Annotated in this window: 10 protein-coding genes; 2 read left to right on the top strand and 8 right to left on the bottom strand. The window is 67.2% G+C overall.

Annotated features, from left to right (window positions below):
• From EBL84_RS16920 to guaB, 3 genes are all read right to left on the bottom strand, one after another.
• Positions 1-298, bottom strand: a 298-nt coding sequence (locus EBL84_RS16920) for a hypothetical protein (RefSeq protein ID WP_148040292.1), incomplete at its 3' end; no start/stop codon positions are given.
• Between the two features lie 537 nt (positions 299-835).
• The gene (guaA, locus tag EBL84_RS10860; RefSeq protein WP_062272616.1) at positions 836-2,422 is read right to left on the bottom strand and encodes a glutamine-hydrolyzing GMP synthase; all 1,587 of its coding nucleotides are present in this window, start codon (positions 2,420-2,422) and stop codon (positions 836-838) included.
• Positions 2,423-2,546: 124 nt separating this feature from the next.
• Positions 2,547-4,013 carry an IMP dehydrogenase gene (gene guaB / locus EBL84_RS10865; RefSeq protein ID WP_062272618.1) on the bottom strand — a complete coding sequence of 489 codons (1,467 nt, stop codon included), beginning with the start codon at positions 4,011-4,013 and terminating at the stop codon, positions 2,547-2,549.
• Between the two features lie 106 nt (positions 4,014-4,119).
• Here guaB and xseA point away from each other — a divergent pair, with 106 nt between their 5' ends.
• Positions 4,120-5,472 (top strand): exodeoxyribonuclease VII large subunit, encoded by a 1,353-nt coding sequence (gene xseA, locus EBL84_RS10870; RefSeq protein WP_123140832.1) that lies wholly within the window; start codon positions 4,120-4,122, stop codon positions 5,470-5,472.
• 6 nt (positions 5,473-5,478) lie between these two features.
• Here the strand turns inward: xseA and EBL84_RS10875 are convergent, their stop codons facing one another.
• From EBL84_RS10875 to EBL84_RS10895, 5 genes are all read right to left on the bottom strand, one after another.
• Positions 5,479-6,879: a peptidoglycan-binding protein gene (locus EBL84_RS10875; RefSeq protein WP_123140833.1), complete on the bottom strand. Its 1,401-nt coding sequence runs from the start codon at positions 6,877-6,879 to the stop codon at positions 5,479-5,481.
• Between the two features lie 64 nt (positions 6,880-6,943).
• A complete protein-coding gene (locus tag EBL84_RS10880; RefSeq protein ID WP_123140834.1) occupies positions 6,944-7,828 on the bottom strand; it encodes a hypothetical protein in 885 nt (294 codons plus the stop codon).
• 153 nt (positions 7,829-7,981) lie between these two features.
• Positions 7,982-8,275 carry an ATP dependent RNA helicase gene (locus EBL84_RS10885; RefSeq protein ID WP_223806997.1) on the bottom strand — a complete coding sequence of 98 codons (294 nt, stop codon included), beginning with the start codon at positions 8,273-8,275 and terminating at the stop codon, positions 7,982-7,984.
• A 268-nt stretch (positions 8,276-8,543) separates the two neighbouring features.
• Positions 8,544-8,663: a hemin uptake protein HemP gene (hemP, locus tag EBL84_RS17335; RefSeq protein ID WP_223806130.1), complete on the bottom strand. Its 120-nt coding sequence runs from the start codon at positions 8,661-8,663 to the stop codon at positions 8,544-8,546.
• A gap of 181 nt (positions 8,664-8,844) precedes the next feature.
• Positions 8,845-9,669, bottom strand: a complete 825-nt coding sequence (locus EBL84_RS10895) for an ABC transporter substrate-binding protein (RefSeq protein ID WP_190287939.1) — start codon at positions 9,667-9,669, stop codon at positions 8,845-8,847.
• A gap of 581 nt (positions 9,670-10,250) precedes the next feature.
• Here EBL84_RS10895 and EBL84_RS10900 point away from each other — a divergent pair.
• Positions 10,251-12,803: a methyl-accepting chemotaxis protein gene (locus tag EBL84_RS10900; protein ID WP_123140838.1), complete on the top strand. Its 2,553-nt coding sequence runs from the start codon at positions 10,251-10,253 to the stop codon at positions 12,801-12,803.
• Positions 12,804-13,039: the final 236 nt, after the last annotated feature.

Raw genomic sequence — 13,039 nt, forward strand, 5'->3', positions numbered from 1 at the left:
ATCTTATCTCATCAATTTTTATATTTTTATATTCATCTAGCAAATGTGAATAGGCATTTTTTATAGTCTTTTCACTAGCCATATCTTTGTCCGAAATTATTATTCTTTTTATGAATTCCGAGTGTTTATCTAGGTCTAGATGTTTTGCCCAATTTTTAATTACATATTTTCTTATGTATAAAGCACTTTCATACTGTTCTTTGTTCTTCTTTAATTTAAGAAAAGACTTGATTTTGTCTGCACCTATAGCTGCTGCAACAGCTGCGCTTATAGCAGATAGTAGAGATAATGGATCCATAGTATTTCCTCTGTATTTTTAATGCCCTAACAGTTGATTAGACAGAATCCCTAAATATGGCGCTAGACGGATTCTCTAATTTCCGTGCTAGACAGATTCTGTCTAGCAGCGCCCCCATGCCAAATCCGTCCGCCCACGCAGACCGACGATACTCCAGAAACCCCTCGTCAGCACTGCTGCCAGGTGCCTCATACCATCTATTCGCGACACCAAACACGGCTGAGTCCGCAACACTAGACAGAAACTGAACGCTATATCCGGCACCTTACCTGGGACAGACCTTATCACCCCCACCGAGCAATTCGGCATCAGAAATTTGAGTAAACCTTTACTCGCCGTTCAACCTCCTCCCCGCGTCGTCACAATCCCCTCCCGCGCGGAGGAAAAGGACACCCAAGTTCCGACTCCCCCAACCACCAAATCCTACACTTCCCCCTCCTGCAAAAACAAAAAAAAGCCCGCTCACGCGGGCTTCTTCCTCTCTTCCTGATCTCTAGCTGCCGCCAGCAACACACCCCAGCGACAGCCCTCCCGACCTCACTCCCACTCGATGGTCCCCGGCGGCTTGCCGGTGATGTCGTAGACCACGCGCGAGACGCCGTTGACCTCGTTGACGATGCGCAGACAGACGCGTTCGAGGAAGTCGTAGGGCAGGTGGGCCCAGCGGGCGGTCATGAAGTCGATGGTCTCGACCGCGCGCAGCGCGATGACGTGGGCGTAGAGACGGTTGTCGCCGACGACGCCGACCGAGCGCACCGGCAGGAACACGGCGAAGGCCTGCGAGACCTGGTCGTAGAGATCGGCCGCGCGCAGCTCCTCGATGAAGATGTGGTCGGCCTGACGCAGGGTCTCGGCATAGTCCTTCTCGACCTCGCCGAGGATGCGCACGCCCAAGCCGGGACCGGGGAAGGGGTGGCGGTAGACCATCTCCGAGGGCAGGCCCAGCTCGACGCCGATCTTGCGCACCTCGTCCTTGAACAGCTCGCGCAGCGGCTCGACCAGCGAGAGGTTCATCTCCTCGGGCAGGCCGCCGACGTTGTGGTGCGACTTGATGACCTTGGCCTTGCCGGTCTTAGCGCCGGCCGACTCGATCACGTCGGGGTAGATGGTGCCCTGGGCGAGCCACTTGACGTCCTCGATGCGGCTGGCCTCGTCGTCGAACACCTCGATGAAGGTGTTGCCGATGATCTTGCGCTTCTGCTCGGGGTCGGAGACGCCCTTGAGCCGACCGAGGAAGCGTTCCTCGGCGTCGACGCGGATCACCTTCACGCCCATGTGGTTGGCGAAGGTGCGCATCACCTGATCGCCCTCGCCGAGACGCAGCAGGCCGTTGTCGACGAACACGCAGGTGAGCTGATCGCCGATGGCGCGGTGCAGCAGCGCCGCGACCACGCTGGAGTCGACCCCGCCGGAGAGTCCGAGCAGCACCTTGTCGCCGCCGACCTGCTCGCGGATGCGGGCGATGCTGTCGTCGATGATGTTGCTCGGGGTCCACAGGCTGGCGCAGCCGCAGATGTCGTGGACGAAGCGCTCGATGATGCGCTTGCCCTGACGGGTGTGGGTGACCTCGGGGTGGAACTGCACGCCGTAGAAGCCGCGGCTCTCGTCGGCGATGCCGGCGAGCGGGGCGTTGTCGGTCTCGGCGATGACGGTGAAGCCCTCGGGCAGGCTCTCGACGCGGTCGCCGTGGCTCATCCACACGTCGAGCAGACCGAAGCCGGCCTCGCTGGTGTGGTCCTCGATGTCGCGCAGCAGGCGCGAGTGACCGCGCGCGCGCACCTGGGCGTAGCCGTACTCGCGGTGGTTGGCGGCGTTGACGCTGCCGCCGAGCTGGGCGGCCATGGTCTGCATGCCGTAGCAGATGCCGAACACCGGCACGCCGAGCTCGAAGACCAGCGGATCGGCGCGCGGGGTCTCGGCCTCGTGCACCGACTGCGGGCCGCCGGAGAGGATGATGCCGCGCGGGGCGAAGTCGCGGATCGCCTGCGCGTCCATGTCGCACGGGTGGAGTTCGCAATAGACGCCGGCCTCGCGCACGCGGCGTGCGATCAGCTGGGTGTACTGGGAGCCGAAGTCCAGGATCAGGACGCGGTCGGCGTGGATGTTGGTGGTGTGACTGGACATTGGTGGTCTGCTGCTAGGGGTTGGCGCCACCCCTGGTCGCCGCCGCGCGGGTCCGACCGACCCGGCCGCGCCTGGGGCATCGGCGCAAAGCGCATCGCGGCGCCCGAGGGCGCCGCGATGGGGCTTAGTTGTCGATGCGGTAGTTGGGCGCTTCCTTGGTGATCTGCACGTCGTGGACGTGCGACTCACGCATGCCCGCGGCGCTCACCCGCACGAACTGCGGCTTGGTGCGCATCTCGTCGATGGTGGCGCAGCCGGTGTAGCCCATGCTCGAGCCGAGACCGCCGACGAGCTGGTGGATGACGTTGCGCAGGCTGCCCTTGTAGGGGACGCGCCCTTCGATGCCCTCGGGCACCAGCTTCTCCTTGTCGGTGTTCTCCTGGAAGTAGCGGTCGCTGGAGCCCTCGGTGGCGCCCATGGCGCCGAGCGAGCCCATGCCGCGATACGACTTGTAGGAGCGACCCTGGTAGATCTCGACCTCGCCGGGGGCCTCGTCGGTGCCGGCGAACATGCCGCCGATCATCACGCTGTTGGCGCCGGCGGCGATCACCTTGGCGACGTCGCCGGAGAAGCGCAGGCCGCCGTCGGCGATCACCGGGACGCCGCTGTCCTTGAGCTCCTCGGTGACGTTGGCCACCGCGGTGATCTGCGGCACGCCGACACCGGCGACGATGCGGGTGGTGCAGATCGAGCCCGGACCGATGCCGACCTTGACCGCGTCGGCGCCGGCCTCGACCAGCGCGCGCGCCGCCTCGGGGGTGGCGATGTTGCCGCCGATCACCTGCACGTCGGGGTAGTGCTGCTTGACCCAGCGCACCCGGTCGAGCACGCCCTTGGAGTGACCGTGGGCGGTGTCGACCACCACCACGTCGACGCCGGCCTCGACCAGCGCCGCGACCCGCTCCTCGGTGCCCTTGCCGACGCCGACGGCGGCGCCGCAGCGCAGCCGGCCCTGGTTGTCACGCGAGGCCTTGGGGAAGTCCTTGGCCTTCTGGATGTCCTTGACGGTGATCAGGCCGCGCAGCTCGAAGCGGTCGTTGACCACCAGCACCTTCTCGATGCGGTGCTTGTGCAGCAGGTTCATGACATCCTGACGGTCGGCGCCCTCGCGCACCGTGACCAGTCGCTCCTTGGGGGTCATGATGGCCGAGACCGGCGCGTCCATCCGCTTCTCGAAGCGCAGGTCGCGACCGGTGACGATACCGACCAGCTCGCCGTTGTCGGTGACCGGCACGCCGGAGATGTTGTTGGCGTGGGTGATCTGCACCACCTCGCCGATGCTCAGGTGCGGCGAGACGGTGATCGGGTTGCGGATGATGCCGCTCTCGTACTTCTTGACCGTCAGCACCTCGCGGGCCTGGTGCTCGATGGTCATGTTCTTGTGGATGATGCCGATGCCGCCCTCGAGCGCCATCGAGATCGCCAGCCGTGCCTCGGTCACCGTATCCATGGCCGCCGACACCAACGGGATGCGCAGATCGATCTCGCGGGTGAGCTTGGTCTGGAAATCCACCTCGCTCGGGATCACCGTGGAGTGAGCCGGGACGAGGAGGACGTCATCGAAGGTAAGTGCTTCCTGGATCAGGCGCATGGGTGAAAGGGCTCCGGGGTGGTGCAAGGTGGAAGGTAACCTATAATTATAAAACGTATATGGACTCCTGTAAACTGGCGTTTTCCCTTGGTCTCGGGGTGTGGCGATGAGCGCGATCTTCGATCCGGATGTCTATACGGTCTCGCGGCTCAATCGCGAGGTCCGTGCGGTGCTCGACGGCGCCTTCCCGCTGTTGCGGGTGCGCGGCGAGGTCTCCAACCTCGCCGCGCCGGCCTCGGGGCATCTCTATTTCACCCTCCGCGACACCGGCGCGGCGGTACGCTGCGCGTTGTTTCGCGCCCGCGGGCGCTCGCTCGCGATGCGTCCGGCCAACGGTCAGCAGGTGGTGGTGCGCGCGCGTGTCGGGCTCTACGAGCCGCGCGGCGACTTCCAGCTCATCGTCGAGTCGCTCGAGGCCGACGGCGAGGGCGCCGCACGGCTGGCCTTCGAGCGCCTGGCCGCGCGGCTCGAGGCCGAGGGTCTGTGCGCGCCCGAGCGCAAGCGCGCGCCGCCGGCCTTTCCGCGTCAGGTCGGGCTGATCACCTCGCCGAGCGGGGCGGCGCTGCACGATCTGCTGGTGGTGCTGCGACGGCGCCAGCCGGGGCTGGCGGTGCTGATCTACCCGGCCCAGGTGCAGGGCGAGGGTGCCGCGGCCTCGCTGGTCGCGGCGCTGGCGCAGGCCAATGCCCGTGCCGAGTGCGACGTGCTGATCCTCGCCCGCGGCGGCGGCGCGCGCGAGGACCTGGAGGCGTTCAACGACGAGACCCTGGCGCGCGCCGTCGCCGCCTCGTCGATCCCGGTGGTGAGCGGGGTGGGGCACGAGACCGATCTCAGCATCGTCGATCTGGTCGCCGATCGGCGCGCGCCCACGCCCTCGGCGGCGGCCGAGCTGGTCGCCCCGGCGCGCGAGCCGCTGCTCGCCCGGCTCGATCGGCTCGAGGGTCGGCTGGCGCTGGCGTTGCGCCAACGCATCGAGACCGAGCGCCGACGGGTGCAGGGGTTGGAGCGTGGGTTGCGGCTGCTCCACCCGCGTGCCCGGCTCGAACAGCGCGCCCAGCAGCTCGATCGTCTGGAGGCGCGGCTGCGCGCGGCGCTGGCGGTGCGGTTGCGGCACGAGACGCAGCGTCTGGACGCGCTCGCCAATCGTCTCGAGCGCTGTCATCCGGGGCGGCGCCTGACGCCGGCGCGGGTACGGTTGGAGGCCCTGGAGCGGCGGCTGCATCAGGGGCAGGCGGCGCAGCTCGAGCGTCAGCGCGCGCGGCTGGCGCGCGCGGTCGCCGGGTTGGACGCGCGCGGTCCGCTGGCGACCCTGGCGCGTGGCTATGCCCTGGTCACCCAGCCGCCGGGTGGTGCCCCGGTGCGCGATCCGAGTGCGCTGGCGCCGGGGCAGCGGGTCGGGGTGCGGGTGAGCGGTGGGTGCTTCATCGCCCGGGTCGAGTCGGTGGCGGAGCCCGACTGAGCGCGCTCAGCCGTTGCTGGCGTAGTCGATGAAGCCCTTGTTGATGCTGTTGATCTTGCGGCCGTGTCGGCGCAGCACGCCGATCCCCTCGCGCCCGCCGGCGACATTGGTGTTGCCCTCGATGGTCACCAGCCGCGCCCCCTCGATGCGCTCGACCAGCCCGGTGTGACCGGCGCCGCCGGGGTCGCCGGTGTCGATCACGAAGATCGCGCCGGGCTGGACCCGCGTCGGGTCGGCGCTCGCCTCGGCCCGGGTGATGCGGCGTACCCCCTCGTGCCCGGCCCGGTTCCAGTGATCGAGCACCCCGGCGGTGTTGATGCAGGGGTTGTCGATGCCGAGGCCGCGCGCGGCCTCGGCGAAGCACCAGTGGACGAAGGCCGCGCACCAGGGGTGACCGCCGTCGAGCCCGGTGCTGGCGAGATAGGCCTCGACCCGGGGGCCGCGGTTCGACCCCGGTGGTTCCTCGCGCACCCCGATCTCGCCGCGGGCGATCTCCAGCACCTGGGTCAGCAGCCTGTCGGCGGCGCGCCTGCGGGGCGGCTCGGCGCCGAACAGCGCCGCCCAGGTCAGCGGCCCGAGGATGCCGTCGACCACCAGCGGCTCGCCGCGCGGGTCCTCGCTGCGTGCCTGGAACAGTCGCAACGCCGCCTCGGTCTTGCTGCCGAAATCGCCATCGATCACCAGCGCCGGGGCGGCGCAGCCGAGGGCGTTGAGTCGTCTCTGTACCCGGCGCACCAGCGCGCTGTCGCGCACGCCCTGGCGCAGCATCACCCCGGGGTAGTCGAGTGTGGCGGGCGCGCCGGTCGTCTCCGCCGTCGCCGGCTCGTCGAAGACCTCGACGCCGTGCGCCTCGAGCGCCTTGAGGAGGGTCGCCGCGCCGCACTGGCGCGAGACCAGCTCGGGGTCGAAGCGGCCGTCGGCGGCATACTTGCCCTTGCGGTAGTGCCCCGAGAAGGACCACAGATAGGGCGATCGCACCTCGGGGTGGTACTTGCGATAGCCCCAGCCGTTGTAGGCCTCGAGCCGGAACAGGGTGCCGGCCAGTCCCCAGTCGTGCCAGCCGGCAAGCCCGCTCAGGTGCAACGCGTCGAGCGCCGAGCGCTCCCAGCTGAACGGCGGCTCGCCCGGTGGTCGACCGGCGGGGACGCGACGGGTGCGGGCGTGCAGCGGGTCGCCGTTGTGCAGATGACGGTCGAAGCGCAGCCCGGACTCGAGCGCGTGGATGACGGCGATCACCGGCCAGGGGACCGCGGCGATGGCACCGAGCGCGCGATAGCGCTCCTGCTGGGCGAGGATCCGTGCGGCCAGTCGCTCGACGGCGCCGGTACGATCGGGGGCGGTCGTGCAGCTGTTGAAAAGCCGGGTGTATTCCTCGCGCAGTGCCTCGAGACGGATCGGCGTCGACATGGTGGCGTACTCCTGTTGCCGGCGGATGGCGCGCCAACAGGCTAGCACGTTGCGTGTTTTTCGGTCAGTCCGAGAGCGCGTTGATCAGGGTGCGCCAGATTGGGTCCTCGCTGCCGTCGAGCGATGGCTGGTCCTCGACGAGGGCGAGCGCGCGTCCGCCGTCGTCGTAGAGACGCAGCTGGCGCCTGGAGGTGTCGGCGCGCTGGAACACCCAGGCGCTATCGATCGCCCCGGTGTCGAGACGCAGTCGCGCGCCGTCGCCGATGAGCTGCAGCCAGGGCCCGGCGCGGCGGTGATGGGTGTGGAAGACGCCGCTGAAGCGCTGGGCGACGCCGCGGGTGCCGGTGAGCACGTGCAGTGCGCGGCCCTGGTCGGCGAGGGCCTCGAACAGACACCCGACCAGCTCGTGATCGACCAGGGTGAGCCGGCCGTGATCGCGCAGCCGGGGCGGATGGAGCCTGAGCCAGCCGCAGACCTCGGCCAGGTCGTGTCTGGTGTCGGGGTCGGTCGGCCCTTGCCAGGTGGACGGGGCTGGCTGGTGACGGCCCTGGCCAGGAGGAACACGACGGTCGTCGTCTTGATGTGTATGGATGAGCGTGCGCAGGGCGAAGTCGCTGGCGTCGCGCGCGAGCGAGATGCCGAGCAGCTTGGCGCCGCCGGCGTCCTCGATGCGCAGGCCGCGTGGCTGGCCCTGCAGCCGCTGCCAGTGGGCGAGGAAGCCGTGTAGCGCGAAGCCGCGCCCCTCCAGCCAGGCGTAGTGATCGCGGATCCGAATACCCTGCAACAGCGCCTGCTGGGTGAGCTGTATGCCCGGTAGCTCGGTCTCGATCCACACCTGATCGAGACAGCCGAGGTCCCACAGCAGCTCGGCCCAGCACCGGCGGTGCGGTGGCGATGGCGTGGCAGGGTGCAGTGGGGTGACGGTGGCGAGGTTGGCGTTGGCGTGCATCTGCGGCTCCTGTCGATCAGGCTTGAGGCGGTGGCCGCTCCCCGCGCGCGGGCGAGGGCCGAGCTGCGCTGGCCAGGGAGGCGCTGCTGGCCGGTATCGGGCTGGCGCGGCCTGGTTCCGTGCCCGGTGATCTAGGGCGTCGGTGGCAATCCTTCAATGGCTATGCACCAGGGTGCCGGCGCGCTGCTCGGCCAGCCAGCGCCAGTGTCGGGCGAAGCGGCGCAGGTGGCACTGCTGGTCGGGGTCGCGGCTGCCGGCGGGGTGCAGATAGAGCGCCTCGATGTGCTGGATCACGGCCCGGGCATGGCGCGTCGAGCCCTCGCGCGCATAGCGGCGGATGAGTTCGCGCAGCCGTGATTCCAACTCGCCGGGCGCGAGCCGGTGGAGGTCCTGGGCGGTGAGCTGGTCGGTGATCTCCTGCATATCCTGTACCTCTGAGGTCGTCATCGGAGACACGCTCTCGGCTGCGGCGGGGCGAGGGTGTTCGCGTGCCGCTGGAGAGGTGTCGACAGGGTGCCGCATCCGTGCGGCGCAGCGATGCCCTTGGGTCAGGGCTGGCGGGGATGTCCAGGGTGGCGTTGCCGCCCCGGAGGGCGCGGGTTCTGGTGTGGCGATGTCCATGTCGGGGTCTGTGTGTTCCTGGTCCGGTCGGCAGGGCCGCGCGGCGAGCGGGACTGGCAGTGAGGGGCCAGACCCGGCGCCGCGTCGGCTGGGACTATTTGGTCAGGATCAGCTTGTTGTTGCGGGTCATCCTGAGAAAGTAGCGCTCACCGGCGTGATCGATGAGCAGCAGGTGCTGACCGCCGAGCAGGGTGTGGCTGTCGATGCTGCGCATCTGCGGCGGGCCCTTGCGGCAAAGGGGGGCCTGGCGGTGGCTGTCTGTCGAGGGAACGGATGGCATGGTCACGGCGCTCGGTCTCCAGTCTCGCGTTGGTGAATCTTACAAATGACAATCGTTATCGTTTGCGATAACGCTAGTCTCTCGCGTACTGGATGTCAACCCCTGGTTGCGCCGCTCAGTGTGTCTGGCCCTCGCCGAGATAGTCCCGCAGGAGTTGCTGATACTCGGGCTCCTGCTTGAAGCGGGCGAGTTCGACGGAGAAGCGCTCGACCAGCTCGGGGGAGACACGCGCCTTGCTGAAGATGATGTAGATGCCGTCGCTCTTGATCGGGTGAGCGGTGATCGGAACGATGCTATCGAGCATCCCCATCCGCTCGATGATGTGGTGGGCATTGCCGTGTTCGGCGATCACGAAGTCGAGCCGACCGGCCTGGAGCTTGCGAAAGTTCTGCTCGTCGCTCTCGGCTGCCTCATAGACCTGATGGCGCTCGACGAACGCCCAGAACTCCGGCGTATAGCTGTAGCCGCGGACCACGCCGACGCGGTGGCCGCGCAGGTCGTCGAGTCCGTGGTAGGTCGCCGCCAGCTCGCGGGAGGTCCAGAGTTCCCAGGGGGTTTCCACCAGCGGTTGTTCGGGATAGAGGGCGAACTCGCTGCGTGCGTCGGTGTAGTTGGCCGAGAAGAGCGCATCGGAGGCACCGCGTTCGAGCATGATGATGGCGCGCTTCCAGGGGTAGACCCGGGTCTCGCGGACGGCCACATCGAGCCGCTCGAAGATGCGGCGCACCACTTGGGTGCTGAAGCCGTCGAGTCTGCCGTCGACGACCATCTGGTAGGGCGCCCAGAGGTCGCAGATCACGTTGAGTTGCGGTGTCTCGGTCGCCGCCCTGGCCGGTTGCGCCAGGGCGGCCGCGCCGCACAGCAGCATCAGCGCTGTCGCATGCATGAGGCGTGCGATGAGCCCGTGTCGGGTGAGAGAGGGCGGGAGGGTGTGGCGCATGGTGAGATCCTGGCGGGGCATTGGCGGGCCTGTCTGGAGCAGTGGATGGGGACGGCTTGATGGCTCGCCAAGGCAGCCGATGATGCGTTGATGCTGTACGCGTGCATCGTCGCGGTGGCGTGGCCTGCGGCGGCTGCGTGCTCATCATGCCGGTCGCCGGCCCTGGCGGTGGCTGCTCTAAACTTCGCACGCGCGCGAGAGATATTTGATCGCGATTCATTGAGATCCGCGAAGATCAAGTCGAGTTCTAAACTTCGCGCGCGCGAGAGAATTGATGCCAACACTGCCTGCGGGTACACAATTACCCGACGCTCTGAACTTCGCGCGCGCGCGCGAGAATTGATGATATCGTGCCATCGGGCTTGCTGATCGGCATCCCGCCAGCGGTCGCGATTCGCATGACGGACTTGAGTCGCTTTCATCAAAAAGCTTGATCTGACACACACTGTCTGTCACTCGACATGGACTGGCGCGTTAAAGGCTGATCTCTTGCCCGGGTTCGCGCTGGATGCGACGAGCGGTCCGGGGGGACGTGTCAACGCCGGCGCGAGCGTCCGACAGTGAAGTGAGGAGATATTAGTGTGACGCTACTCAATCGACATTCGATTGGCTTCAAGATCGCCCTGTGGTCGGGGTTGACGCTGATCGTGCTCGGCGGCGTGATTACCGCCTATGCCCTCAACCAGATGGCACAGATGGCCGACCGGCAGCGCGCGGAGGCGCTGGAGAACGGTCGTGCCTTCATCGTCAACGCCGCGCGCGAGCAGGCCGCGGTCATCAAGGGCGATGCCGATCGTGCCTTCGGTGTGGTGCGCAGCCTCGCCCAGGCCTTCGCCTCGGCCGCGCACAAGGACGGCGAGGCACTGAGTGCCTCGGACTGGACGCGACTGCGTGCGCGCTACAAGCGCATGGAGGTCGTCTCGGAGTTGGCCGCCTCGGCGATCGCCCCCCTGGTCGCTGCGGCCGAGCGTGGCGAGATGCCGCTGACCGAGGCCCAGGATCGCGCCATCGAGCTGGTGCGCAGCATGCGTTTCGATGGTGACAACTATCTGTGGATCCAGGATCTGGGAACGCCCTATCCGCGCATGCTCATGCACCCCTATCAGCCCCAGCTCGAGGGGCAGGTACTGAACGATCCGCGTTACAACACCGCGATGGGGCGAAACGAAAACCTGTTCGTCGCGCTCGGCGATCGGGCCCGCGCCGAGGGCGGTGGCTACATCCATTACAACTGGAGCCGACCGGGCGACAGTGGCACCACGCCCAAGTTGTCCTATGGTCGCCTGGTGCCCGAATGGGGCTGGGTGCTCGCCTCCGGGCTCTGGTCCGACGACATGTCCTTCTACAGCCGCGACGACATCAACCAGATGCTGCGCTCGGTGTTGCAGAACAACCCCGGTTTCGCCGGTCTCTACACCGTCTGGGAGCCGAACGCCTTCGACGGCATGGATGCCGAATTCGCCAACACCCCGGGGACCGACGCCAGTGGTCGCTTCATCCCCTACTGGAGCCGTGGCGGCAATGGCGAGCTGGTGCTCGAGGCGTCACGTGATTATGACGTGGCCGGGTCGGGTGACTATTACCTGATCCCCAAGCGCACCGGCAAGGAGCAGGTGATCGATCCCTATCTCTACGAGATACAGGGACGTGAGCAGCTGATCACCTCGGTGGTGGTGCCGATCACCAGCAACGATCGCTTCCGTGGCGTGGTCAGCGTCGATATCGCGCTGGCGCACCTGCAGCGTCTGGTCGAGGAGACTGCCTCGACCCTCTATGAGGGCAGGGGCAAGATCGCCCTGGTCTCCTATGAGGGGACGCTGGTTGCTTCCAGCCGGCGACCGGATCTGGTCGGCAAGCCCTTCTCCGAGCTGCACCCCGAGTCGGGGCGGATCATCGACGACATCCAGGCCGGTAAGACCACGGTGAGCGAGGTGGACGGTGAGCTGCTGGCCTTCGTACCGATCCGGCTCGGCGAGAACGAGCGCCCCTGGTCGGTCGGCGTGGCCGTGCCCATGGATGTGGTCACCGCCGCGGCCGATCAGGCCGAGGCCAGCGCCAAGCGGGCCGCGACGGTGATGCTCGGCGTGGCGGTGCTGTGCATCGTCGTCGGCGTCGGGGTGATGCTGTTGGTGGCGCGGGTCATCGTCAACCGTATCCATGGTGTCTCGGAGACGATGCGCGACATCGCCGAGGGCGAGGGCGACCTCACCCGCCAGATCGAGGTCCACGGCAAGGACGAACTGGCCGAGCTGGCGACCGCCTTCAACCTGTTCCAGGGGAAGGTTCGCGAGCTGGTCTCTCAGGTCGCCGGGGGAGGGGAGCGGCTGGCCGCCGCCGCCGAGGAGCTTTCGGCCACCAGCGAGCAGACCGACGAACAGGTCCGCCGTCAGCAGGCCGAGCTCGATCAGGTCGCCACCGCGATGAACGAGATGACCGCCACCGTCGCCGAGGTCGCACGCCATGCAACCGAGGCGGCCGAGGCGACGCGTCAGGCCGACCAGGATGCGGGCGCCGGTCGCGAGGTGGTCGCTCGCGCGATCGGCTCGATCGAGGCGCTGTCGCAACAGGTCGAGGAGGCCACCGGGGTGATCGGTCGCCTCTCGGCCGACTCCGAGGAGATCGGCAAGGTACTCGACGTCATCCGCGGCATCGCCGAGCAGACCAATCTGCTCGCGCTCAACGCCGCGATCGAGGCGGCGCGCGCCGGCGAGCAGGGCCGCGGCTTCGCGGTGGTCGCCGACGAGGTCCGCACCCTGGCCAGCCGCACCCAGGCCTCGACCACCGAGATCCAGCAGATGATCGAGCGCTTGCAGTCCGGCGCCGGGCAGGCGGTGACGGTGATGGAGCAGGGTCGCAGCCAGGCGCGGGAGAGCGTCGGCATGGCCGCCGAGGCGGGCAACTCGCTCGATCAGATCACCCAGGCGGTGAGTGCGATCAAGGACATGAACACCCAGATCGCCAGCGCTGCCGAGGAGCAGTCGGCCGTCTCCCAGGAGGTCGATCGCAACCTGATCAACACCACCCAGGCGGTCGAGGGCATCGCTGCCGGTTCGACCCAGATCAACCATGCTGCGAGTGAGCTGGCACAGCTCGCGGCCGAGCAACAGGAGCGTGTCGGGCGGTTCAAGTTCTAGACCGTCCATGCCAGTCGGGCGCCGGGCAATCCGGCGCCCGGGTCGTTCAGTTGCCAGTTTTCAGCCTCCAGCCTCCAGCCTCCAGCCTCCAGGAAATTGAACCGCAAAGCCGCGAAGGACGCGAAGGGTTTGATGGGGGGTAGGCGGTTTTTTCGCGAGTCGTCAGCCGTCAGCTGTCAGTCTCCAGCCTCCAGAAGTTGAACCGCAATGGTGTGAAGGGTGGGAGGGCGTTGAGG

The organism is Marichromatium sp. AB31 (assembly GCF_003718685.1).
Classification (GTDB): Bacteria; Pseudomonadota; Gammaproteobacteria; order Chromatiales; family Chromatiaceae; genus Marichromatium; species Marichromatium gracile.

Bases quoted from the DNA above. Each gene is read 5' to 3' on its own strand.
- guaA (WP_062272616.1), bottom strand. From the start codon at position 2,422: ATGTCCAGTCACACCACCAACATCCACGCCGACCGCGTCCTGATCCTG.
- guaB (WP_062272618.1), bottom strand. From the start codon at position 4,013: ATGCGCCTGATCCAGGAAGCACTTACCTTCGATGACGTCCTCCTCGTC.
- xseA (WP_123140832.1), top strand. From the start codon at position 4,120: ATGAGCGCGATCTTCGATCCGGATGTCTATACGGTCTCGCGGCTCAAT.
- EBL84_RS10875 (WP_123140833.1), bottom strand. From the start codon at position 6,879: ATGTCGACGCCGATCCGTCTCGAGGCACTGCGCGAGGAATACACCCGG.
- EBL84_RS10880 (WP_123140834.1), bottom strand. From the start codon at position 7,828: ATGCACGCCAACGCCAACCTCGCCACCGTCACCCCACTGCACCCTGCC.
- EBL84_RS10885 (WP_223806997.1), bottom strand. From the start codon at position 8,275: ATGACGACCTCAGAGGTACAGGATATGCAGGAGATCACCGACCAGCTC.
- hemP (WP_223806130.1), bottom strand. From the start codon at position 8,663: ATGCGCAGCATCGACAGCCACACCCTGCTCGGCGGTCAGCACCTGCTG.
- EBL84_RS10895 (WP_190287939.1), bottom strand. From the start codon at position 9,669: ATGCGCCACACCCTCCCGCCCTCTCTCACCCGACACGGGCTCATCGCA.